The following is a 23,991-nucleotide window of genomic DNA, read 5'->3' as shown; positions in this document are numbered from 1 at the left end:
GTTGCCGCAGCAGTGGTGGCTAACTGCGGTAGCACTTAAACGCTTGACTTCTAAATGGGGGCCTTGCGGCTAATTTCAAGCCTGCTCGTCAATCGAAGGCGAAACCGGTGCCGGAGCCTTGCTGACCACGACCATGGCCGGGCGCAGCAGGCGACCGTTGAGCTGATAGCCCTTCTGGAACACCTTGAGCACGCTGTTCGGCTCGACGTCGGCGCTTTCCTGCATGGCCATTGCCTGATGCTGAACGGCGTTGAACGGTTCGCCATGCGGATCGATCGCTTCCAGCTGATAACGCTTCAGGGTGTCCTGGAACATTTTCAGGGTCAGCTCGATGCCTTCGCGCATTGGACGAATGCTTTCGTCATCCGGGCTGGATAACTCCAGACCACGCTCCAGGCTGTCGATGATCGGCAACAGGTCACCGGCGAATTTCTCCAGTGCGAACTTGTGAGCCTTTTCTACATCCTGCTCGGCGCGACGGCGGACGTTCTGCAGATCAGCCGCTACACGCAAAGCCTGATCATGAGCGCCAGCCAATTGCTCTTCGAGCACTTGAACACGAGTCGCCAGTTCATCACCCGAATCCTGGGCAGCCTGATCGGCGTCTAGATTTTGCGTATCCACTGTCTGTTCGTCAGCCATAGATTTCTCCTTTCAATATCGTCCGCGAGCTCAACTCGCGCTTCTGCCCAGCTATATGGGGCCGCAAAATTCAGCTTCAAGGGGCGCTTATTTATTAACCCTACAAAAAACAGCTGCATTGTCATTCCCAGGCGCGCTAAGGATTTCGTCGGATCAAGCAAATCGAGCTAAGGGAGGGCATTGTCAGCCAGAAACAAAACACTGTATAAATAACCAGACCTAAAGCCTGGGAGCGGCCTTTATGCTGGTGCACCTGTCCGTACATAACTACGCCATTGTTGAACATCTCGATCTCGAACTCGATCGCGGGATGAGCGTGATCACTGGGGAAACCGGCGCCGGCAAGTCGATCATGCTCGACGCCCTCGGCCTGACCCTGGGCGATCGCGCCGACAGCGGCGTGGTCCGTCCCGGCGCCGACAAGGCCGATATCCTGGCAACCTTCGACCTGGTCGATATTCCAGAAGCCAGCGCCTGGCTGGCCGAGCGAGACCTGGAGAGCGACGGCCCGTGCATCCTGCGCCGGGTGATCACCGCCGAAGGGCGCTCGCGTGGCTACATCAACGGCACGCCCTGCCCCCTCGGCGACCTCAAAGCCCTGGGTGAACTGCTGATCGATATCCACAGCCAGCATGAACATCAATCCCTGCTCAAGACCGACACGCACCGCCGCCTGCTCGACGAGTACGCTGGTGCAACGGACCTTGCCCGCCAGGTACACCTGGCCGCTCAACGCTGGCGCCAGACCCGCCAGGAGCTGGAACGCCTTTCCAATTCCGGCGATGAGCAGCGCGCTCGCCATCAATTGCTTAGTTATCAACTCGAAGAGCTGGAAAACCTCGGCCTCGGCGAAAACGAGCTGGAGCAGCTGGAACAGGAACACAAGAACCTGACCAACGCCGAAACCCTGCTGGGCATTTGCCGGCAAGTGGTCGAACAATGCAGCGAAAGTGATTCCGGGAATGTGCTGAACGCCCTCACCGCCAGCCTCAATCGCCTTTCGAGCGTCAACAATTCGATTGGTGCCCTGGGTGAAGCCAGCAGCCTGCTGACCAGTGCACAGATCCAGGTTGAAGAAGCCGTGGGAGAACTGAACCGCTTCCTTGATAACTTCGATGCCGATCCAGCGCGTCTTCAGTACCTGGAGGAACGCCTTGATGCGATCTATACCATGGCGCGCAAACACCGCATCCAGCCGACTGAAGTGGCCGAGATGCAGCAACGCTTGCTGGATGAAATCGAAACCCTGAATGCCAACGACGAATCCATCGAGCGACTGAGCGATGAACTGGCCTCCTATGCCCGTCATTATCAGGAAAAGGCTCGCGAGCTCAGCGATTTGCGCCATCAGGCCTCGAACAGCCTGGCCAGCGCCGTGGAGCATGAAATCCAGCGACTGGGCATGCCTGGCGGGCGCTTCACTATCGAGTTGCGCCCCAACAGTAGCGATGAACTGCTACCCAATGGCCTTGAGCAGGTAGAGCTACTGGTGAGTGCTAACCCGGGTCAACCTTTGAAAGCGCTGGCAAAAGTGGCATCCGGCGGCGAATTGTCACGGATCAGCCTGGCGATTCAAGTGATCACCGCGCAGACCTCCCGCGTACCGACCCTGGTGTTCGACGAAGTGGACGTGGGCATCGGTGGTCCGACCGCCGAAATCGTGGGCCAATTGCTGCGTCGACTTGGGGAGCGCGGGCAGGTATTGACGGTAACTCACTTGCCGCAAGTCGCAGCGCAGGGGCATCAACATCTATTCGTACACAAAGTGCGCGGCGAAGATGCCACTCACACAGCCGTCTCCAAGCTGAGCAAGAACGATCGTGTAGAAGAAGTGGCGCGGATGCTGGGAGGCATCGACCTTACAAAGGAATCTCTGGCTCATGCCAGGAAAATGGTCGTCACCGCGAAAATTTAAGACCGGCAGAAAGCACGAAGGCGACCCCGGGGTCGCCTTCGCTCGTTTCGCGAACCTTAAGTTCGCGCGACATGCTTACTTTTTCTTGCGTACGTACAGCACAAGGTTGTGATCAACCATCTCGAAGCCATACTTGTCGACGATTGCCTTCTGCAGTCGCTCGATTTCTTCGTCGAAGAATTCGATCACTTCACTGGTCTCGACGTTGACCATATGGTCGTGATGCTTGCCGTCGTCCAGCTCGAAGACCGCATGGCCCCCGTCGAAGTTGTGCCGCACCACAAGGCCTGCTGCCTCGAACTGGGTCAGGACACGGTAAACCGTGGCCAGACCGACGTCCTCACCAGCTTCCATCAGCGCCTTGTAGACGTCCTCGGCACTCATGTGGCGTTGCTCGGCGGAATCGAGCATTTGCAGAATTTTGACCCGTGGAAGGGTCACTTTGAGGCCGGCTTTGCGTAGTTCGCTATTTTCAACCATGGTCAGCTTTCTCGCGATGCTGCTTCGCAGCTTCTCTTAATGCGGGTATGATCGGCGTTTACGTTGTCCCAGCCAAGATAGTGGAAGTCGCCCACCGATGCAAAACACCAAGCTCTTGCTAACCAGTTTCACCTTTGTGGGACTGCTCGCACTCGCCGGTTGTTCATTCCCCGGGGTTTACAAAATCGACATCCAGCAGGGCAATGTCGTCACGCAGGACATGATAGACCAGTTACGCCCGGGAATGACCCGCAAGCAAGTACGGTTTATCATGGGCAACCCTCTGCTGACCGACACGTTCCATGCCGATCGCTGGGATTATCTGTACAGCCTGCAACCGGGTGGCGGTGAACGCCAACAGGAACGCATTAGCGTTATCTTCAACCCAAATGACCAACTTGTCAGCCTCTCTGGTGATTTCATGCCAGGCGTGAGCCGCGACGAAGCCATTCTCGGCAAGGACAGCGGCACTACAGTTGATGCGCCAGCAGAAAACGCCGAGAAGCCGAAACCAGAAAAACCGGTCAAGCCAGGTTCGTTGCTGGACCAGATCCAGAAGGATGTCGACGGTGTAGAAACCGTTCCAGTCCCGACTCCAGAACCTCTGGAAACCTCACCGCAATAATTTGCGACGCAATAAAAAACCCGGCATGTCCGGGTTTTTTATTGTCCAGCGCTTGAGCGAATCACTGATTCCGGGTTTTGGCCTCAGCAGCCTTGGCTGCGCGCAACCGACGAACCTCTTTCGGATCAGCCAGCAATGGCCGGTATATCTCGATGCGATCTCCAGCCTGGACAGGATGCTTGTCCGGATCAGCGATCACTTTGCCGAAGATTCCTACCGGGCAATCGGCCAGATCCAACTCCGCAAACGCCTCGCCGACACCTGACATCAGCAAAGCCGCCCGCACGGCTGTTCCTGCCGGTACCGACACCGACAGGAGCACCTGACGATCAATGGCGGCATACACCACCTCAACGTCGATCATGGCCTCAACCATGCATTTGCTTGGCGCGCTGGCAGAAGGCATCCACCAGCGTATTGGCCGCCTGATTGAACAACGGCCCCAAGGTCGCGCGGACAATCGACCCGGCGTAATCGAACGACAGATCCAGACTGATCTTGCAGGCTTTCTCGCCCAACGGTTTGAACACCCAGACGCCATGCAATTGATTGAATGGGCCTTCCTCGAGATTCATCTCGATCGAATGCCCAGGCACCAGCGTGTTGCGCGTCACGAAATGCTGGCTCAGCCCACCCTTGGCAACACCTACGCTAGCGCGCATATGCTCAGAAGAACTCTCCAGGACTTCGGCCGATGAGCACCACGGCAGAAATTCCGGGTAACGCGCCACGTCGTTGACCAGGTCATACAGCGCTTGTGCCGGATACGGCAGCAGGGCCGAACGTTGAATGTGTGTCGTCATGTCAGCGTCACTTCCACAGCTGGGCGGCAAACACTACGAGAATGCCGATGGGCGCCACATAGCGCATCAAGAACAAGGACAGGGCGAACAACGCAGGGTTGCGGATCGACAACTCGTCGCGTACCGCTTCACGCCCCATCACCCAGCCTGCAAACACCACGAAACACAAACCACCGAGTGGCAACATGATCCGCGAGGTGAAGAAATCGATCACACCAAAGAAGTCCAGCCCACCGGCCGCACCCCATTGATAGAGGTGGAACATTCCGCCTTCGTTCACGAAAAATTTGGCTTCCTTCCAGATATTGAAGGAAAACACCGTGCCCAGACCGACAAACCAGCAGATAAATGCCAGCCAAAAGGTCACCCAGGCGCGGCTGACTTTCGTGCGCTCAACCAGGTAAGCCACCATCGGTTCAAGCAAGGAAATCGCCGAGCTCCAGGCTGCAATCGCTACGAGCACGAAGAACACTACGCCCATCAACTGGCCAAACGCTACGTTACCAAAGGCAAATGGCAGGCTGACGAACATCAGGCCAGGGCCCTCGCTCGGGTTCAGGCCCGCGGCGAACACGATCGGAAACAATGCCAGACCAGCCACCAGGGAAACGAAGGTATCGAGCAGTGCCACGCCGACGATGGTGCCGGAAATCGACGAATTCTTCGGCATATAGGCGCCGTAGATCATGATCGAGCCGACGCCCACGCTGAGGGAAAAAAACGCGTGCCCCATGGCGGGCAGCAAGCCGTCGAGTACTTTTTCCGGGTGGAAGTCGAACATGAAATGCACGCCTTCCATGAAATGGCCAGTGGTCATGCTGTAGCCCAGCAGCACCAGAATCATCACAAATAGAAGCGGCATCATGATCCGCAGGCTGCGCTCCAGGCCGGCAACCACCCCTTTGGCAATGACCACGGCCGACAGCAGCATGAAAATCGTATGCCAAAGTGTCAGGCGCCATGGGTCGGCGATCACATTTCCAAAGTACGCGCCGACCTGATCAGGTGTTGCACCCTGGAAGTCGCCACGGCCCATGTCGATGATGTAATCCAGCGACCAGCCGCCAACCACACTATAGAAAGACAAGATCAGCAACGCCGTGATCATCCCGGCGAATGCGCCCCAGGACCATTTACCCGAATGCCCGGCTTCCAGCGCCAATACCTTCAGGGCGTTGGCCGGGCTCTGCCGTGCACGGCGACCGATCAGGGTTTCGGCCAACATAACCGGCACACCGATCAGCGCGATACAGGCCAGGAACATCAGCACGAAGGCGCCGCCGCCGTAGACGCCGACCATGTACGGGAATTTCCAGATACTACCCAGGCCCACGGCCGAACCGGTCGCGGCGAGTATGAAGACCCAGCGGCTAGCCCAACTGCCGTGGACAGAAACCTTGTCTGTCGACATCGTTATCACGCCCAAGCGTTCAAAAAAGAGGCCGCATTGTCCGGGATTCAATCAACGTGCTCAAGCACGTAGCGATACCGTAGCCGACTCGCGTGCAACTCCCTATAATGCCGCCCCTATGGCTAAACAGAAGAAACACCCAACAGGGACCATCGCGCAAAACAAAAAGGCGCGACACGATTACTTCATCGAGCACAAGTTCGAGGCTGGTCTGGTCCTGGCCGGCTGGGAAGTAAAAAGTCTGCGGGCAAGCAAGCTGCAACTGGTCGACAGTTACGTACTGCTCAAGGATGGCGAAGCCTGGTTGCTCGGCAGCCACATTACGCCGCTGATGACCGCCAGCACCCACGTCATCGCTGATCCGACCCGCACCCGAAAATTGCTGCTCAACCGGCGCGAGCTGGAAAAGCTGGCCACGGCCGTGCAGCAAAAAGGTTACGCCTGCGTATGCCTGTCCTGGTACTGGAGCAAGCACATGGTCAAGTGCGAGATCGCTCTGGGCAAGGGCAAGAAGGAATACGACAAGCGTGATACCGAACGCGAACGCGACGCCGGTCGCGAGTTGCAGCGTGCGGTGCGCAACAAGGGCAAGGAAGATTAACTCTTTGCCTTGAGTTCGCCTTACCTGATCGTTCCCACGCGTGGGAACGATCAAACCTCCTGACTACATTCCCTTGCGCCGCTCCGCCCGAGCCATGCGCTGTACTTCCTGACGCACTTCTTCCAGCACTTCCTGCACATACAAGATATGTCGGCTGGAGACTTCCCGCGCCTGCTCGGCCCTTCCTTCAATAATCGCCAGGTACAACTCCCGGTGCTGTGTGATCAGCATGTCGCGGGTTTCCGTACGCTGTTTGTACATTCCGCCGATGTTGGTCACCACGTTACGCTTGAGCAGATCGAACAACCCGCGAATGGTGTGCAGTAACACCGCGTTGTGACTGGCTTCAGCAATTGCCAGGTGGAATTTCGCATCCGCCGCCCCTTCTTCCGCCCGGCTCACCTCGTCGTGACGCGTATAACAGTCCTGCAATTCGTTGAAGGCCGCGGTCAATCGCTCGCGATCAACGTCCGTAGCACGCATGGCTGCGTAATAGGCGCAGGAGGCTTCCAGGGTGTGACGAAATTCCAGCAGATCGCGCTGCGCTTCAGGGTTGCTTTCCAGCAGATGCAGCAGCGGATCGCTGAAGGTTGACCCCAGCGACTCCACCACATAATTGCCACCGCCCTGGCGACTGACCAGCAAGCCCTTGGCCGCCAGTTTCTGAATCGCTTCGCGCAACGAAGGGCGTGACACGCCGAACTGCTCGGCCAACGCACGTTCGGCCGGCAAGCGCTCACCCGCCTTCAGCGTGCCTTCGAGAATCATTCCCTCGAGCTGCTCGACAATATCGTCAGACAAACGGCGCTGACGAATCTGATCAAACCCCATAACTCATTTCTCCACGATCCCGACGGCTCGCCGGGGTCTCTATTCTGGCCTATCAGCGCTGCATCAGCACCTGCCAGACGACATGTCGTCGAGCGGACCAGATGACTTCTGCACCACGTATTCGACAAAAGTTTTAGGGCGGCAAATTGACACGCCGCCTACAAGGCTTTTACCCTACCCAACAGCGATTGTAAATTGGTATTACCAATTATCCAAGAACGCTGACCAGTGCCTGACCAACAACAATTAGGGGCCACCCCATATGCAAACCTGGCAACAGCTTTATTCTCCGCTCGGCAGTCTCGGCGTGTCCGCGCTCGCGGCCGTTATCCCCATCGTGTTTTTCTTCCTGGCATTGGCCGTGTTCCGACTCAAAGGACACGTGGCCGGCAGTATCACGCTGGCCTTGTCCATTGCCGTGGCGATCTTCGCCTTCCAGATGCCGGTCGACATGGCCTTCGCCGCCGCCGGCTATGGTTTCGCCTACGGTCTGTGGCCGATTGCCTGGATCATCGTGGCGGCGGTATTCCTCTACAAACTGACGGTCAAGAGTGGTCAGTTCGAAGTGATCCGCAGCTCGGTGCTGTCGATCACCGACGACCAGCGCCTGCAAGTGCTGCTGATCGGCTTCTGCTTCGGCGCCTTCCTGGAAGGTGCTGCCGGTTTCGGTGCGCCGGTCGCGATTACCGCCGCACTGTTGGTAGGACTGGGCTTCAACCCGCTGTACGCCGCGGGCCTGTGCCTGATCGCCAACACCGCGCCGGTTGCGTTCGGAGCCCTGGGGATTCCGATCATCGTTGCCGGGCAAGTCACCGGTATCGACGCGTTCAAGATCGGCGCCATGACGGGCCGCCAACTGCCGCTGCTGTCGCTGTTCGTGCCGTTCTGGCTGGTGTTCATGATGGATGGCCTGCGCGGCGTGCGGGAAACCTGGCCGGCAGCGCTGGTAGCCGGTTTGAGCTTTGCCATTACCCAATACTTCACGTCGAACTTCATCGGCCCGGAACTGCCGGACATCACCTCGGCCCTGGCCAGCCTGATTTCCCTGACGCTGTTCCTGAAAGTCTGGCAGCCAAAGCGCGCCGCAGGCCAACACATCGTCGGTGCCGTCTCGGCTTCCGTGGTGAGCGCCAGCACCGGCGGTTTCGGCCTGCCGCGCAGCACCGTGGCTTCGCCCTACAGCCTCGGTGAAATCCTCAGAGCCTGGTCACCATTCCTGATCCTCACCGTGCTGGTGACCATCTGGACGTTGAAACCCTTCAAGGCGATGTTTGCCGCTGGCGGGTCGATGTACAGCTGGGTGTTCAACTTCGCCATCCCGCACCTGGACCAAATGGTGATCAAGGTCGCACCGATCGTGGCCGCCCCGACCGCTATTCCGGCGGTGTTCAAACTCGACCCGATTTCCGCGACCGGCACGGCGATTTTCTTCTCTGCGCTGATCTCGATGCTGGTACTGAAGATCAATGTCAAAATTGGTCTGACCACTTTGAAAGAGACCTTCTACGAACTACGCTGGCCGATTCTGTCCATCGGCATGGTGCTCGCCTTTGCCTTCGTCACTAACTACTCGGGCATGTCCTCGACCATGGCGCTGGTTCTGGCAGGCACCGGTGCAGCATTCCCGTTCTTCTCGCCGTTCCTCGGCTGGCTGGGTGTGTTCCTGACCGGTTCCGACACCTCGTCCAACGCACTGTTCAGTTCGCTGCAAGCGACCACTGCGCACCAGATCGGTGTGAGCGATGTGTTGCTGGTTGCGGCGAACACCAGCGGTGGCGTGACCGGCAAGATGATCTCGCCACAATCGATCGCCGTCGCCTGCGCCGCGACTGGTCTGGTGGGCAAGGAATCGGACCTGTTCCGTTTCACCCTCAAACACAGCCTATTCTTTGCAACGATCGTCGGCCTGATCACGCTGGCTCAGGCCTACTGGTTCACCGGCATGCTGGTGCACTAAGTACTACACGATAAAAAGCAAAAACCGACGCCGGACCACGATTCCGGCGTCAGCTATTCACAACCCGGTCTGTAAGGCTGCTGAAAGCTTGCCTCTCTATATTCAGCAGCCACAACAGACGGATAACCGGGACCACCCGGAGACACGCCTGATGAGCGAGCTTTTTTACAACGCTGTGCCGAATGCGACCCGCGTCGCCCCGCCACTGCCCCAGCCTCGGCAATACCCCAGCCAAAAACCGTCACGGGTCTACCTGTTCGGAACTTGCGTGGTGGATTTGTTCTACCCGGACGCCGGGATGGACGCGATTCACTTGCTGGAACGCGAAGGCATTCGTGTCGAATATCCGCAGGGGCAAAGCTGCTGCGGGCAACCGGCCTACACCTCGGGTTACACCGAGCAGGCGAGGACCGTGGCACGCTCGCAACTGGCGCTGTTTGCCGAAGACTATCCGGTGGTGGTGCCGTCGGGATCGTGTGCCGGGATGTTGCGCGAACACTACGCCGACTTGTTCAAGGACGAGCCGGAAACCTTGAAACAGGTTCAGGCGCTGGCTGCCCGGACTTATGAACTGGCCGAGTTTCTGCTGTTTGTCTGCAAGGTGCAGCTCAAGGACAGTGGCGAGCCAGTCAAAGTAGCGCTGCACACGTCGTGCTCGGCACGCCGTGAGATGAACACCCACTTGCATGGTCGCGAGTTGTTGGCGCAGCTCCGTAACGTGGAGCAAGTCGACCACAACCATGAAAGTGAATGCTGTGGCTTCGGTGGGACTTTCAGCGTCCGTATGCCAGACATTTCCGGCGCGATGGTGGCTGACAAGACCCGCTCGTTGAAGGAATCCGGCGCGCACAAGGTACTGAGTGCCGACTGCGGTTGTCTGATGAACATCAACGGCTCGCTGGAGAAACAGAAGGAAGCATTGCGCGGCCAACACCTGGCCAGCTTCCTTTGGCAGCGAACCGGAGGTGTGCTATGAACGCTTCCGCGATTATTCCTACGGTTGCCGTGGAAGAAGATTTTCGCACCCGGGCTCAAAAGGCGTTGGGTGACGAGCAACTGCGAAATAACTTTCGCACGGCGATGGATTCGCTGATGACAAAACGGGCAGCGTCCTTCAGCGATGCCCACGAAAGAGAACATTTGCGAGCGCTGGGCAATGCTGTCCGCGCCCGTGCGTTATCCAAGTTGCCCGACCTGCTCGAGCAGCTTGAACAGAACCTGACCCGCAACGGTGTGACAGTGCACTGGGCGGAAACGGTGGACGAGGCCAATGGCATCGTCCTCTCGATCATCCGCGCTCACGAGGGGCGGCAAGTGATCAAGGGCAAATCGATGGTCAGCGAAGAGATGGAAATGAATCATTTCCTCGCTGAACAGGGCATTGAATGCCTGGAATCGGACATGGGCGAGTACATCGTCCAGCTCGACCACGAGAAGCCTTCACACATTATTATGCCGGCGATCCACAAGAATGCCGGTCAGGTCGCGTCCTTGTTCCACGACAAACTTGGCGTGGAATACACCAAGGACGTTGACCAACTCATTCAGATCGGCCGCAAGGTCTTGCGGCAGAAATTCTTCGAAGCGGACATCGGCGTCTCCGGCGTCAACTTCGCCGTGGCCGAAACCGGCACCCTGCTGCTGGTGGAAAACGAAGGCAACGGCCGCATGACCACCACCGTGCCTCCGGTGCACATCGCCGTCACCGGCATCGAAAAAGTCGTGGAAAACCTGCGCGATGTGGTGCCACTGCTGTCACTGCTGACCCGCTCAGCCCTCGGCCAGCCGATCACCACCTATGTCAACATGATCTCCGGCCCGCGCAAGGAACATGAACTCGACGGCCCGCAGGAAGTGCACCTGGTATTGCTCGACAACGGTCGCAGCCAGGCCTTCGCCGACAGCGAATTGCGCCAGACCCTGAACTGCATCCGCTGCGGCGCCTGTATGAATCATTGCCCGGTCTACACCCGAATCGGCGGCCACGCCTATGGGGAGGTTTACCCTGGGCCTATCGGAAAAATCATCACCCCGCACATGGTTGGCCTGGCGAAAGTCCCGGACCACCCGAGTGCCTCGTCGCTGTGTGGCGCCTGCGGTGAAGTCTGTCCGGTAAAAATTCCGATTCCGGCGCTGCTGCGTCGTCTACGGGAAGAGAACGTCAAAGCCCCGGACAGCCCTCATCAAGTGATGCGCGGCCAGGGCAGCAAGTACTCGCGTAAAGAACGGTTTATCTGGAATGCCTGGGCGAAACTCAACAGTTCACCCACGCTTTATCGACTGTTCGGCTTCTTCGCCACACGCTTGCGCGCACTGGCGCCGAGCAATGTCGGCCCATGGACGCAAAACCACAGCGCACCGAAACCCGCTGCCCGCTCACTGCATGACATGGCCCGCGAGCATCTGGCCGAACAGGGAGATCGTTGATGAGCGCCAAGCAAAATATCCTCGCCAAGTTACGGAAAAGTCTGACGGGTACCACGCCGGTGCCTGACGAATTTGACGTCGAACTGGTGACAGCGCCCTACACGTACACCGCCGAGCAACGCATCCCGCAGCTGCGCAAACTGATGGAAGCGGTGCACACCGAAATCCATCTGACGTCCGACGAAGGTTGGCCTTCATTGCTTGCTCAGTTGTTGCGGGACCGTCAGTTGCCGAGTCTGTTGATCGCACCGACTACACCTCACGGTCAACGCGTTACTCAGCACTGGGCGAAAAATCCTGATCTGCCAACGCTCAAGTCCTACGACCGTCCGGTTGAAGAATGGAAGACCGAATTGTTCAACGACACGCCGGCCAGCCTGACCGGCACCCTCGGTGCGATCGCCGCCACAGGTAGTCTGATTCTCTGGCCTACGCGGGAAGAACCGCGCCTGATGAGCTTGGTGCCGCCAGTGCATTTCGCCCTGCTCAAGGCCAGTGAAATCCGCGACAACTTCTATCAAGTGCAGCAGGAATTCGAGTGGGTCCAAGGCATGCCGACCAACGCCCTGCTGGTGTCCGGCCCGTCGAAAACCGCCGATATCGAGCAGGTCCTGGCCTACGGCGCTCACGGTCCGAAAGACCTCGTGGTCATGATCCTGGAGGACCAATGAATCTACCCGCGGCTTTCCTGCGAGATGCGCAGCAACTGATTCCCCAGGAGCGACGTTTCGACGACCCGCTGTCGACCTTGGCCTTCGGCACCGACGCCAGTTTCTACCGGCTGATTCCGAAACTGGTGATTCGTGTCGAGTCGGAAGATGAAGTAGTCGCGCTGCTGAAACTGGCGCAACGGGATCTAGTCCCGGTAACCTTCCGCGCCGCCGGCACCAGCCTGTCCGGCCAGGCCATCAGTGACTCGGTGTTGATCGTCCTGGGGGATAACTGGAACGGTCGCGAGATCCGTGGCCAAGGCACGCAAATCCGCCTGCAACCGGGCGTGATCGGCGCGCAGGCCAACGCGTGGCTGGCGCCGTTCGGACGTAAGATCGGCCCGGACCCGGCGTCGATCAATGCCTGCAAAATCGGCGGCATAGTCGCCAACAATGCCAGCGGCATGTGCTGCGGCACGGCGCAAAACACCTATCACACGTTGGCTGGCATTCGTCTGGTGCTGGCCGACGGCAGCCGTCTCGATACCGAAGATGCGGCGAGTGTTGCGGCGTTTCGTGAGAGCCACGCTTCGCTGCTTGAACGCCTGGCAACGTTGGGCCGCGAAACCCGCGCCAATGCCGAATTGGCGGCGAGAATTCGCCACAAATACCGTCTGAAAAATACCACCGGGCTGTCACTCAATGCGCTGGTGGATTTCGACGAGCCTGTGGATATCTTGAGCCACTTGCTGGTGGGCTCCGAAGGCACCCTCGCTTTCATCAGCGCGGTGACTTACGACACGGTGATCGATCATCCGAACAAGGCCTCGGCGTTGATCGTGTTTCCTGATGTGGAAACCTGCTGCAACGCCGTCACCGTACTGAAAAGCCAACCGGTGTCGGCCGTGGAACTGCTCGACCGGCGCAGTCTGCGTTCGGTGCAGGACAAACCCGGCATGCCCGCTTTCGTACAACAGCTGTCGAACAATGCCTGCGCGCTGCTGATCGAGTCCCGCGCCGCATCGTCCACTTTACTACAGGAACAACTGGCGCACATCATGGCGTCGTTGACTTCTTTCCCGGTGGAAAAACAAGTCGACTTCACCGAAGACCCGGTGGAAAACGCCCGGCTCTGGGCAATCCGCAAGGACACCTTCCCCGCCGTCGGCGCCGTGCGCAAAACCGGCACCACGGTGATCATCGAAGACGTGACCTTCCCGGTTGAACAACTGGCCATCGGCGTAAACCGTCTGATTGAGCTGTTCGACAAACATCACTACGACGAAGCAATCCTTTTCGGACATGCCCTGGAAGGCAATCTGCACTTCGTCTTCACTCAAGGCTTCAACAACCCGGAAGAAGTCGCACGCTATCAGGCGTTCATGGACGACGTGGCGCAACTGGTAGCGGTGGAATTCGGCGGTTCGCTGAAGGCTGAACACGGCACCGGTCGCAACATGGCGCCCTTTGTCGAACTGGAATGGGGCACCGATGCCTACCAGTTGATGTGGCAGCTTAAACGTCTGCTCGACCCCAACGGCATTCTCAACCCGGACGTGGTGCTCAGCGAGGATCCGCAAATCCACCTCAAGCACCTGAAGCCGTTGCCGGCCGCCGATGAGATTGTGGATAAGTGCATCGAGTGCGGTTTCTGTGAACCGGTCTGCCCGTCGAAAGGCCTGACCCTGAGCCCGCGCCAGCGCATCGTGATCTGGCGTGACATTCAGGCAAAGAAACGCGCTGGCGTGGACACCACCGAACTCGAAGCCGCTTACGAATACCAAGGCATCGACACCTGCGCCGCCACCGGCCTCTGCGCGCAGCGTTGCCCTGTAGGAATCAACACCGGCGAGCTAGTGAAAAAGCTCCGCAGCCGGAAGGCAACTCATACGAAAACCGCCAATTGGCTGGAAGGTAATTTCGCCACTGCGTTGCAAGGCGCGCGTTTCACCCTGCACGTGGCCAACGGTGCACGGATGCTGTTGGGGGCGCCACGATTGGCAAAGCTTTCGGCAACGTTGACGCGCCTATCCCAAGGTCAGGTCCCGCAGTGGACCAACGCCATGCCCCAACCGGAAAAAGCCATTCGCTTCAGCCCGGCCGTGTCGGACGAACGCCCTCGAGTGGTGTACCTGGCGGCCTGCGTGTCGCGGGCAATGGGCCCGGCGGCGGGTGATAAAGAGCAAATGTCGCTGTACGACAAAACCCGTGGGCTGCTGGAAAAGGCCGGTTATCAAGTGGTCTTTCCGGACAATCTGGACAACCTCTGCTGCGGGCAACCGTTCGCCTCCAAGGGCTACGCCGAACAGGCCGAACACAAACGCCAGGAACTGATCGGCGCCTTGCTGCACGCCAGTCGCGGCGGGCTCGACCCGATCTACTGCGACACCAGCCCCTGCACCTTGCGACTGGCCCAGGACCTTGCCGATGTTCGCCTGGACCTGTACGACCCGGTGCGTTTCATTCGTACGCATCTGATGGATCGCCTGGATTTCACGCCCCAGGAAGCGCCAATCGCAGTGCACGTCACCTGTAGCACCCAGCACCTTGGGGAAAGTCAGGCGTTGATCGATCTGGCGCGCAAGTGCAGCAAAACGGTGGTCATCCCCGAAGGCATTCACTGTTGCGGATTTGCCGGGGACAAGGGTTTCACTACGCCGGAATTGAACGCTCATTCGCTAAGAACGCTCAAGGACGCGGTTCGGCAATGCAGCGAGGGGATTTCTACCAGCCGCACGTGTGAGATAGGTCTGACACAACACGGCGGAATTGATTACCACGGGCTAGTCTATCTGGTGGATCGGGTAACGCAGGCGAGGGTTATGTACGAAAAATAGAACCCTGATGCGCTGTCGTAGTCCACAGAGTAAGCCCGGAAATTACCGGGCTTTACCCAAACTCGGCAGCCCGTCCTGACGGCCAGCGATGCCTGGACCCTCAGTTCAAGGAGATACTCATGAAACGTTCTGTACTGTTAGGTCTGTTCGTTACTGCCTCACTGATGGCGTCCACCTCGTTTGCGGCCGGCGGCTCAGAAGATCTCTGTGAAACCAACCTGCAGACCATCGCCAATGCCAAGTCACAAATTCAAGCACCGGAAATCAGTGCCCGTGTCGAAGCCAGCGTCCAGCAAGCCAAGGCCCACCAAGCGATGAACACCAAGGAAGGCACCGAGAAGTGCATCTCGGAAACCACCCAAACCATCCAGGAAATCCAGAACGCGAACAAAGGCGGTAAAACCTGATAGCCGCTCAAGGCCAACCTTCGGGTTGGCCTTCTGAGCCACGTTGGCGTACACTGCGCAGGCTTGTTGCTCACTTTGATTCACAGAGCAACAGGCTCGGGGCCGTTTAGGATTCGACGCCGGTTGCGAAACTTTAGGTGCATGCCGAGTTGGTAACAGAACTCGTAAATCCACTGTTGCAACTTTCTATAGTTGCCAATGACGAAACCTACGGGGAATACGCTCTCGCTGCGTAAGCAGCCTTAGCCCTTCCCTCCTGGTACCTTCGGGTCCAGCAATCATCAGGGGATGTCTGTAAACCCAAAATGATTGTCATATAGAACAGAATCGCCGTGCAGTACGTTGTGGACGAAGCGGCTAAAACTTACACAACTCGCCCAAAGCACCCTGCCCGTCGGGTCGCTGAGGGTTAACTTAATAGACACGGCTACGCATGTAGTACCGACAGCGGAGTACTGGCGGACGGGGGTTCAAATCCCCCCGGCTCCACCAAATAGCAGTCTAGACCTGTCTCAGACAGTCTACGAAACACCCCAAGAAGCCCGCCCCGTGCGGGCTTTCTTGTTTCTGGCTATCCACCCTTGTCCACCCCTATATCTTCACGCCATGTATCCCCTTGTGTATCCTCGTACTAGATTTGAACTGAAGGGATACACATCGAATGAAGCGTGCCGATATCAAGCGCCGCCCTCTCTCGGATACCACGCTGCTCGGCTTGGAGCCTGATGCCAAGGAATATCGAGAGCATGATGGCAACGGCCTGTATTTCCGCGTGAAGCCTGATGGCCAAAAGTCCTGGCAGTTGCGTTACAAAACTCCGGCAGGCAAATGGAGCTGGCTGGGGCTCGGGGGATATCCTGAAGTTGGGGGCTCTCTAGCAAGAAAAAAGGCGACCGAACTCCGCAGTGATGCTGCGGAGGGCAAAAACCCTATTGCTACCAAAAAAGTTCGCAAAGCCGCCGAAATCGAAGCGGCTAACAACACCTTCGAAGCTCTGGCACGAGAGTGGTTTACAGCTCGTCGCAAGAACTGGGAGGAAGGCACGGCCGTTAGAGTCATAGGGGCTCTAGAGCTCCATGTGTTTCCAGTTTTCGGCAAGCGCATCTACACCGAGATCCTTCCTCTCGAATGGATGGATTTTCTGCGAGGTATGGAGCAGAAAGGAATTCTGGAACAAATGAGCCGTGTACGTGGATTTTGCAAAGAAATCTACGATCTGGCCCGCGTCACCGGCCGGGCTGTGCATAACCCACTCGAAGGACTGCACAAGTTCTTACAGACCCGAGCAGCAGAAAACTACGCGCACGTAACGAATGAAGAATTGCCCGCACTGCTTCGTGCAATCACCTCATATCCACATGCAAAAGACGTTCGTTTGGGTCTACGTCTTCTTGCTCTTGTGGCGGCTCGCCCCTCAGAGCTACGCGAAGCAAAATGGACTGAATTCGACTTCGATAAAAAGCTATGGACCATCCCTGCAGAACGCATGAAGAAACGTAGGGAACACCTGGTGCCACTTTCCCGACAAGCTATCGAAGCGCTCAACGAATTACACACGTTGAGCGGCGCCTACCCGCTGCTCTTCCCTGGGCGTAATGACCGCACAAAACCACGCAGCAACACCGTATTTCTGATGGCTCTGCGACGTCTAGGTTACGAGGGTCGGCAAACAGGTCACGGTTTCCGTCATATCGCCAGCACCACACTGAACGAAAACGGCTTCGAGGAGAATCATGTAGAAGCTCAGCTTTCACACGTCAAAGATGGAGTTGCTGGTGTTTACAACAAGGCGATTTATATCAAGCAACGAACGTCAATGATGCAATGGTATGCCGACTACCTCGATGGTCTGGAGCATGGAAATGTCATTCATGGGCAGTTTGGGAAGGTGGTATGAGATCGCTTATCCATCCCCCCTCCAAAAACGGTATTACGCGTGTTACTGGTGTAACGGGCGACATCAAACCCTTGAATATATTGAGCTTCACGCCTGTAACACGGTTGAGAGCTGTGGCATACACGTCGTGTAACTCTTCCCCTCCGTGTTACACCGAGGGCCCATCATTGCCACTGCTGGCTAGCCATTTCCGGCGCGTGCGACCACGCTCGGCGCGCTGGCTTTGCTACAGAAACACAGGGCGCGGGACAACTGCCAGCGCTTCGGCGAAATGGAGGATCGCTTGGAATTAATTGACGGCATTGATCTTGCGGTGGGCTTGAAGCCTACGGCTAGGCTGATTGAATACTTATCGACCCAGCCGCTCTATGCACTCTGCGACGAGCAAATCCGAGATGCCTGTCATTTACTCGACCAATGCGCATTTCGGATTCAGGCCAATGGAGTAGCTAGTTATCTGAATTCGCTCTGCATTGAAGCCGTCAGGTACGAAGAGTCAATTTTCCGATGTGCAACAACACCTCCGAGATCCCTCTTAGCGGATGGAATTCGCAATGTTACTCGCTGCCAATCCGCGTCCGACGAAGAAGCTTATGCAGCCTACGCAATGGCTTGTGCAGTAAAGGCTATTGAATCGCTCAGCGACTGGATGCAGGCGAGTGAACAGCAAGCCGTTTCGATGAACTGGCGGATATTGGCGTTGCCCTGGGAGGAGTTCTGCCAAGCCGTCGCGAGCGACATCAACCCAGATGAGCGCATTGACGCATTAGAGAACTATGTGGCGCATTTGGAAGTGGTGACCTCGCTGCTCTCGCTTTACGACGATGACATTACCGATCTTGCTTCCGCAGCCATCAAAACCGCGACCCGGCAGAAGGGCGGTGTGTTCAGCGGCATAGATCGAAAGGATGAGATGAATGAACGTGATGCTGCCATCGTCAACCAAGCACGGAGCTTGCTAAGAAATGGTATGTCACGTCGGGCTGTCACAACAGCGGTGCATCGCTGGCTTGAGAGGGAGGTGGCCAAACTCGAAGATGAGCGGCCCGACTGGATCCCCCTCGAAACAACAAAGGCGCTAACCCGCAAACGAGTGGAAGCCATCCTCAAACAACACAAGGTGTTGTAAACCAGAAATTTCAAATGGAAGTGAACTGCTCACGGCGTTTCAACACTTAGATCATTGCTCTCGTCAGTCCAAACCAATCGAGAGCAACACCAATGACTAGCCACTCCCCATTCGGATTCAATCCTGCCTTTCCAGATCTGGCCACACCACTCGGCGGAGCCTCTGCAGTTCCAAACCTCGCCACTCCTTTTGACCCCGCTACCACCCTCATACGTATGCCACGACTTGAGATTACTACGGGGCTCAGGCGCTCGACGCTCTACAAGCTTATGCAGTGCCCTGAAAGTGGTTTCCCACGGCCAGTGAAACTGAGCAACAGCACCGCACGTGGTGCACCAGTTGCATGGGTACTTTCTGAAGTTCAGAGCTGGGTAAAAAGCCGCATTGAAGCCCGTGATCAGGTGGCCGCATGAGACGCAGCCACTCCCCATTCAAGGGGCCATTTCTCGATTCCTACAGCGTAGGATTCCGCATCTATCGACCTGATGCGATCAACTGGCGGCATCGCACCATCGCGGGCGTGAGCTGGAATGGGGAAGAACAAGAAGCCTTCTTTTTCAACCCTGATGGCCTGGTCCTTCCGCTTAAACCCAATCCGTGGGAATTGCCTGAACTGATCCGCAAAAACGCGGTACGCAGGGAGTTTTCCAGCATCCACGGTACGGGCCATTTCGCGATGAAAGAGGGCCGTCGCACCGTCCTGAAATCGCTGGGTATGACCGACTGGGTCACGTATTGGCTGGTCGATCAATCGACTGGTTACGCGAATGATCCGACGGTGTGGCGACACATCACCGAGCAGGATCTTGCTGAGGAAAAGACCGCTAGCGAACGCCTGCACCGTGAAATGCGCATGACTTCCGATCTGACCAGCTATGTGGATGAATGCCTGGCACAGCGGCGCGATCTGCTCGCGGTAGAACACCGCCGACGGTGCGTCGAGGACAGCAAAATTTTGGCTTGGCTCAAAGGCGAAACGCCACTGCCGCGGCTTGCCAATGTGCAGGAGGCAGCATGACCCCGACCTTTCTTCCCCACCAAGCATTGGATCTCGTCGGTGTACTTGAGGCGTCTCTGCCTTCTACCGCAGAGATCAAAGGTCGGCAGCGCTTGCTTGCCCTTCGCGATCAGGCGATCTCGGCCGGCGCTCAGGTGCTGATCGTGCTGTGGCAGAACCTGGAGTGGACTTTGTTAGCAGTTCAGCCACCGGCAGACGTGGTAATTCACGACGCTCGCGAGCTGATTCCAAACCTGCTGCGCAATCCCGAAGCGCTACGCCAGATGCGGCAAAGGGCTCGCCAAGGGAACCACTTGCAATGGCTCACCCTCGCCCGCCCCGTCACTACCCAGCACTAACGAAAACGCCCCCGGGAGCGATCCGGAGGCGTTGAGGTAAATCTACATGCCCGCACAATTTATGCCGCATCGAAAAAATGCGCAAGATCTCCGCACGGTTGCACTTTTGAAAACAGGACGTTACTCTCTGGCCGTCGCTGCAAATTCAGCGACCGGGCTTGGTAACCCGTTCAACAATAGGCGCACAGGCGTCTCCATTCCGATTGCAGGCGCTTTTTTTACGCCCGCATTTTCGTTTTATGGCGGCTGTGCGTGGGAGACCTTCGGGTCTGCCGGGTTCCTATTGTCCCGGTTTACCAACCTGCGCACAGCTGCCACCCATTCGCTTGGTAACGAACGTGGCAGCTCCTCAACAATAGGAGTTTCGCCAGATGTACGCCCTCAATCCGTCCAAAAATCGCGCCGCTGCCCATCGTGCAATGGCTCTCGCCGCTTTACACGCCAACTCCAGCCTCGCTACACGTCTCACCCGATACAACGCCCATATGGCCAAAGCCCGCGCGCTCGAAGCCGCAGGCGGTGCCCAATGAACCAAGCCATGAGCTTCTCCCTACCCGAGGACCTGCTTTGCGTCCACAAAGGCGCCGAAGCCGGTGTGCCGATTGACGCCATCACCTGTGCAGTAGATCGAGCCAACTCTGTGCTCTTGCTTCTTGAAGATCAGTTCGAGTGCGACGGACCACGTCTGGCCAACCATGTCATCGCGGCGGCGCTGTGGGACGTTCGAGGGACGCTGGGACTGATCCGCACCCTCGCCATGCACGCCGACAACTCCACTCGGCCACCCATGAGTGGAGGCGCCCAATGAACCCTTCCATTGCGATCAATACGGTGGGGGGCGCCACCTTTGCCAAGTGCAACGCTCAGAATCAGCCACTGTTCCGTATCAATGCCGGCATATCGTGCGAGGAAGCGCTCGAACAAGCTTCTCTACTCATGGATTGTGTAAACAAGCTCACTTTCTTGAGCGGCATGGAGAATGACAACGACGCGATGGTCTGGGCTTCGCATTATTTGAGCGAGATGGCGAAGGCCATCATTGATGACGTTACCAGCGGGTTGCAATTGGCCCAAGGCGGTGGTGTATGAAGGCCTCTCACTCCAATAGCCGTCGTCCTACGTTCGCCCAAGTCAAAGGCGCTGCGTTGCAGAACATCGACCGGGTGCTTGCCCATTGGCTGTCCAACGGTAAACGCGTCGACGGCGGCAAGGAATACACCGCCGCCAATCCCACCCGCGCCGACAAGCGCGCCGGCTCCCTCAAGGTCAATATGAGCAAAGGCACCTGGGCGGATTTTGCCACCGGTGACAAGGGCGGCGATCTGATCGATCTGGTGCGCTATCTCGATGGCGGCACCGACGTCGAAGCCTGCAACAAGCTGGCGGATCTGCTGCACGTTACCGCTGGGGCGGCTCAATCGAAGCCAAGCCCCAGCAAAAGCAAAACACCGGAATGGCTCGCCATTCAGCCGATCCCTGCCGAGGCCATGAGCAAGTGCCCGGCCAAACACCGGCAACACGGCGCACCGTCTAAAGTCTGGATTTATCGCGACGCTCAGGGCCAGCCAGTCATGGCGCTCTACCGCTTTGATTTGGGCCCGGATGAAGACGGCAAACCGCGCAAGGTGTTTGCACCTTTGACCTGGTGCAAACGTGCCGACGGTCAAACGCAGCAATGGCGCTGGCAAGGTCTGCCTGAGCCGCGCCCACTGCTACGCCTGGATGAACTGGCGCAACGCGCAGAGGCGCCGGTGATGCTGTGCGAAGGCGAAAAAGCCGCCGACGCTGCGGCGAATTTGCTGCCCGACTACGTGGCCACGTGCTGGCCGAACGGCTCGTACTCCTGGCACAAAGCTGACCTGACGCCGCTCAAAGGTCGGTGCGTGGTGTTGTGGCCAGACAACGACGCCAGCGGCGCAAGCTGCATGGACGCCGTCGCCAAACAGCTGCAGCAGATCGGCGCCGCGTCAGTGCGTGTTCTCGCCTTGGATGCCTTCAAGCGCAAGCCTACCTTCAAGAACAATCAACCGATCTTCGTCAAAGGTGGTCAATGGGATGAGGGCGACGACGCGGCCGATGCCCACGCCAAAGGCTGGACAGCGGCCCATTTCGCCGAACTGGAAAACAGCGGTGAACTGTTTGGTTTGGCTGTGGAAAAGTCGGCAACGGAGCAGGCTGAAACCAAGGCCGAACCGAAAACGAAAACGGCGGCCAAGCGACCCGTAAAATCGAAAAATGACCTGATGCCCAGTGGCTTTCGCCTGACGCCCGAGGGCGTGTTCTATGCTGGCGACGACGGCGAGGCACGCCCGGTGTGCTCGCCTCTAGCGATCCTTGCTCGCACCCGTGACGAGAAGGGTCACAACTGGGGCTTGTTGGTCGAGTTCGACGATCCGGACGGCACCAAGAAGCGCTGGAACATCCCGGCGCGTACCATGACCGGCGACTTCGGCAAGGACGTTCTCGGCCCATTGGTGGACATGGGCATGCGCCTAGCCGGAAGCCGTTCGGGGCGCAACGCACGCAACGACCTGCAGAGTTACCTTGGTGGCTTCGACAGTGCGCAACGGGCGCGACTGGTCACCCGTTTGGGTTGGCACGACAGCGCCTTCTTGCTGCCCGAGCAGCAGGTCGGTGCGCACGCCGAACACCTGCACTTCTATGAGGCCGGTGCGCAGCTTCCGCCCATCAGCGAAGCGGGCACGCTCGAGCAGTGGCAACAGCAGATCGGCGCATTGTGCATCGGCAACCATCGCTTGGCGTTTGTCGTCGGCGTGGCGTTCGCGGGTCCCCTGCTGCATATGCTTGGCCATGAGTCGGGCGGCTTCCACCTATACGGCGACAGCTCAGGCGGCAAGACCACTCACCTGCAGGTTGCCGCTTCGATCTACGGCGGCCCACGCTTGGTGCGCTCCTGGCGTTCCACCGACAACGCGCTGGAATCCATCGCCGCGGCTCATTCCGATGGCCTCCTGGTACTGGACGAAATCGGCATGTGCGATCCGCGCATCATCGGCGAGACGGTGTACATGCTCGGTAACGGCACCGGCAAGGCACGCGCCAATGACCGGGGCCAAGCTGGCCGACAGGTTCAGGAGTGGCGCTTGCTGTTTCTCTCCACCGGCGAGAAGACCTTGGCCCAGCACATGGCCGAAGCTAATAAGGAGCTCAAAGCGGGTATGGAGGTGCGCATGCTCGCCGTACCGGCCGATGCCAGCAAAGGCCTTGGCATGTTCGACGTACTGAACGGCTTCGACGACGCCGCAGCCCTCTCCGACGCGCTTAAAGCACGCGTGGCGAACTATTACGGCACACCACTCACCGCCTTTCTGTCGGCCCTCTGTGAGCCCGGCAAGCGGCATGCTTGGTCAGCCATTCTGCGCCGCACGCTGGAAGGCTTTATTGCCAAGTCGCTTCCAGCTTCCGCCAGCGGACAAGCACACCGTGCTGCCGCTCGGTTCGGCCTTGCGGCTGCCGCGGGCGAGCTGGCCACCGCGATGGGGATTACTGGCTGGCCGGACGGGACCGCCACCACAGCCGCCCGTGTTTGCCTGAACGCGTGGCTGAACGAGCGCGGCGGCGCCGGTAACTTCGAAGGTGATGCGATCTTGGCGCGGCTGCGCCAGGTCATCGAGCGCTTCGGCGAAAGCCGCTTCACCCGCTGGGAATCGGCGGCGGCCAAGATCGACGAACACGGCCCGCGCACCATCGACCGTCTCGGCTTTCGCAAGACGCTGGAGCACGGCATGGGCGACACCATGCACACCACCAACACCTATTACGTGCTGCCCGAGGCGTGGCGCTCCGAGATCTTCCGGGGCATGAACATCAACGCCGTGAACAAGGAACTGCTGCAGCGTGGCGTGCTGGAACCTGCCAGCGACGGTAAGGCATCGAGTCTGGTCCGGTTACCCGGCCTCGGCCCGCAACGCTGCTACATCGTGAAGACGATTCCGGGAACGGATGAGAGCGAGGCTCGGGCTGCCTGAGGGCATCTCTGCTGATCGAGGTAGCGCCGGCTTA

23 protein-coding genes and 1 other RNA gene are annotated in these 23,991 nt (G+C 58.2%); 18 read left to right on the top strand and 6 right to left on the bottom strand.

Going from position 1 to position 23,991, the window contains the following annotated elements; translation table 11 throughout:
- Window positions 1-75: 75 nt before the first annotated feature.
- On the bottom strand, window positions 76-642 hold the full coding sequence (gene grpE / locus QFX16_RS03850) for a nucleotide exchange factor GrpE (RefSeq protein ID WP_283182904.1): 567 nt from the start codon (window positions 640-642) through the stop codon (window positions 76-78).
- A gap of 241 nt (window positions 643-883) precedes the next feature.
- On the opposite strand from grpE, the gene recN reads away from it, so the two are divergent.
- The gene (gene recN, locus QFX16_RS03845; protein ID WP_095129506.1) at window positions 884-2,557 is read left to right on the top strand and encodes a DNA repair protein RecN; all 1,674 of its coding nucleotides are present in this window, start codon (window positions 884-886) and stop codon (window positions 2,555-2,557) included.
- A gap of 75 nt (window positions 2,558-2,632) precedes the next feature.
- Here recN and fur read toward each other — a convergent pair whose 3' ends face one another.
- Entirely contained in the window at window positions 2,633-3,037 is a 405-nt protein-coding gene (gene fur, locus QFX16_RS03840; RefSeq protein WP_003197684.1) for a ferric iron uptake transcriptional regulator, read from the bottom strand.
- Between the two features lie 97 nt (window positions 3,038-3,134).
- Between fur and QFX16_RS03835 the strand changes: the two genes are divergently transcribed.
- On the top strand, window positions 3,135-3,662 hold the full coding sequence (locus QFX16_RS03835) for an outer membrane protein assembly factor BamE (protein WP_283182903.1): 528 nt from the start codon (window positions 3,135-3,137) through the stop codon (window positions 3,660-3,662).
- 61 nt (window positions 3,663-3,723) lie between these two features.
- Here the strand turns inward: QFX16_RS03835 and QFX16_RS03830 are convergent, their stop codons facing one another.
- From QFX16_RS03830 to QFX16_RS03820, 3 genes are read right to left on the bottom strand one after another with little or no spacing between them, the layout of a single operon-like run.
- Window positions 3,724-4,038, bottom strand: a complete 315-nt coding sequence (locus QFX16_RS03830) for an RnfH family protein (RefSeq protein ID WP_283182902.1) — start codon at window positions 4,036-4,038, stop codon at window positions 3,724-3,726.
- Window positions 4,031-4,465 carry a type II toxin-antitoxin system RatA family toxin gene (locus QFX16_RS03825; protein WP_283182901.1) on the bottom strand — a complete coding sequence of 145 codons (435 nt, stop codon included), beginning with the start codon at window positions 4,463-4,465 and terminating at the stop codon, window positions 4,031-4,033. The genes QFX16_RS03830 and QFX16_RS03825 overlap by 8 nt, the downstream gene beginning before the upstream one ends.
- A gap of 7 nt (window positions 4,466-4,472) precedes the next feature.
- Complete coding sequence (locus QFX16_RS03820; protein ID WP_095129510.1) at window positions 4,473-5,876, bottom strand: sodium-dependent transporter; 1,404 nt, start codon at window positions 5,874-5,876, stop codon at window positions 4,473-4,475.
- A gap of 118 nt (window positions 5,877-5,994) precedes the next feature.
- Here QFX16_RS03820 and smpB point away from each other — a divergent pair, with 118 nt between their 5' ends.
- Window positions 5,995-6,477, top strand: a complete 483-nt coding sequence (gene smpB / locus QFX16_RS03815; protein WP_008149046.1) for an SsrA-binding protein SmpB — start codon at window positions 5,995-5,997, stop codon at window positions 6,475-6,477.
- A 63-nt stretch (window positions 6,478-6,540) separates the two neighbouring features.
- Here the strand turns inward: smpB and QFX16_RS03810 are convergent, their stop codons facing one another.
- Window positions 6,541-7,308, bottom strand: coding sequence for a GntR family transcriptional regulator (locus QFX16_RS03810; RefSeq protein ID WP_008149047.1), 768 nt, complete (start codon window positions 7,306-7,308; stop codon window positions 6,541-6,543).
- Between the two features lie 262 nt (window positions 7,309-7,570).
- Here QFX16_RS03810 and QFX16_RS03805 point away from each other — a divergent pair, with 262 nt between their 5' ends.
- The 15 genes from QFX16_RS03805 (at window position 7,571) to QFX16_RS03735 (ending at window position 23,957) form a co-directional block, all read left to right on the top strand.
- A complete protein-coding gene (locus QFX16_RS03805) occupies window positions 7,571-9,265 on the top strand; it encodes a lactate permease LctP family transporter (RefSeq protein WP_283182900.1) in 1,695 nt (564 codons plus the stop codon).
- A 151-nt stretch (window positions 9,266-9,416) separates the two neighbouring features.
- Complete coding sequence (locus tag QFX16_RS03800) at window positions 9,417-10,241, top strand: (Fe-S)-binding protein (RefSeq protein WP_283182899.1); 825 nt, start codon at window positions 9,417-9,419, stop codon at window positions 10,239-10,241.
- Window positions 10,238-11,692, top strand: a complete 1,455-nt coding sequence (locus QFX16_RS03795; RefSeq protein ID WP_283182898.1) for a LutB/LldF family L-lactate oxidation iron-sulfur protein — start codon at window positions 10,238-10,240, stop codon at window positions 11,690-11,692. The genes QFX16_RS03800 and QFX16_RS03795 overlap by 4 nt, the downstream gene beginning before the upstream one ends.
- On the top strand, window positions 11,692-12,363 hold the full coding sequence (locus QFX16_RS03790) for a LutC/YkgG family protein (protein ID WP_283182897.1): 672 nt from the start codon (window positions 11,692-11,694) through the stop codon (window positions 12,361-12,363). Before QFX16_RS03795 ends, QFX16_RS03790 begins: the two co-directional genes overlap by 1 nt.
- Complete coding sequence (locus tag QFX16_RS03785) at window positions 12,360-15,179, top strand: FAD-binding and (Fe-S)-binding domain-containing protein (protein ID WP_283182896.1); 2,820 nt, start codon at window positions 12,360-12,362, stop codon at window positions 15,177-15,179. The genes QFX16_RS03790 and QFX16_RS03785 overlap by 4 nt, the downstream gene beginning before the upstream one ends.
- 119 nt (window positions 15,180-15,298) lie before the next feature.
- The gene (locus tag QFX16_RS03780; protein ID WP_283182895.1) at window positions 15,299-15,586 is read left to right on the top strand and encodes a PA2433 domain-containing protein; all 288 of its coding nucleotides are present in this window, start codon (window positions 15,299-15,301) and stop codon (window positions 15,584-15,586) included.
- 98 nt (window positions 15,587-15,684) lie between these two features.
- Window positions 15,685-16,078, top strand: a transfer-messenger RNA (tmRNA) gene (ssrA, locus tag QFX16_RS03775).
- 169 nt (window positions 16,079-16,247) lie between these two features.
- Window positions 16,248-17,483: a tyrosine-type recombinase/integrase gene (locus QFX16_RS03770; protein WP_283182894.1), complete on the top strand. Its 1,236-nt coding sequence runs from the start codon at window positions 16,248-16,250 to the stop codon at window positions 17,481-17,483.
- A gap of 271 nt (window positions 17,484-17,754) precedes the next feature.
- On the top strand, window positions 17,755-18,612 hold the full coding sequence (locus QFX16_RS03765) for a hypothetical protein (protein WP_439900104.1): 858 nt from the start codon (window positions 17,755-17,757) through the stop codon (window positions 18,610-18,612).
- A 215-nt stretch (window positions 18,613-18,827) separates the two neighbouring features.
- Entirely contained in the window at window positions 18,828-19,025 is a 198-nt protein-coding gene (locus QFX16_RS03760; protein WP_283184517.1) for a helix-turn-helix transcriptional regulator, read from the top strand.
- Window positions 19,022-19,630 (top strand): hypothetical protein, encoded by a 609-nt coding sequence (locus QFX16_RS03755; RefSeq protein WP_283182892.1) that lies wholly within the window; start codon window positions 19,022-19,024, stop codon window positions 19,628-19,630. Before QFX16_RS03760 ends, QFX16_RS03755 begins: the two co-directional genes overlap by 4 nt.
- Complete coding sequence (locus QFX16_RS03750; protein ID WP_283182891.1) at window positions 19,627-19,968, top strand: hypothetical protein; 342 nt, start codon at window positions 19,627-19,629, stop codon at window positions 19,966-19,968. Before QFX16_RS03755 ends, QFX16_RS03750 begins: the two co-directional genes overlap by 4 nt.
- Window positions 19,969-20,494: 526 nt before the next feature.
- Window positions 20,495-20,776: a hypothetical protein gene (locus QFX16_RS03745; protein ID WP_283182890.1), complete on the top strand. Its 282-nt coding sequence runs from the start codon at window positions 20,495-20,497 to the stop codon at window positions 20,774-20,776.
- On the top strand, window positions 20,773-21,057 hold the full coding sequence (locus tag QFX16_RS03740) for a DUF3077 domain-containing protein (protein ID WP_095127669.1): 285 nt from the start codon (window positions 20,773-20,775) through the stop codon (window positions 21,055-21,057). Before QFX16_RS03745 ends, QFX16_RS03740 begins: the two co-directional genes overlap by 4 nt.
- Window positions 21,054-23,957, top strand: a complete 2,904-nt coding sequence (locus tag QFX16_RS03735; protein ID WP_283182889.1) for a DUF927 domain-containing protein — start codon at window positions 21,054-21,056, stop codon at window positions 23,955-23,957. Before QFX16_RS03740 ends, QFX16_RS03735 begins: the two co-directional genes overlap by 4 nt.
- Window positions 23,958-23,991 lie beyond the last annotated feature (34 nt).

Source organism: Pseudomonas svalbardensis (assembly GCF_030053115.1).
Lineage (GTDB): Bacteria > Pseudomonadota > Gammaproteobacteria > Pseudomonadales > Pseudomonadaceae > Aquipseudomonas > Aquipseudomonas svalbardensis.
This window is presented reverse-complemented; position numbering and strand designations above follow the sequence as displayed.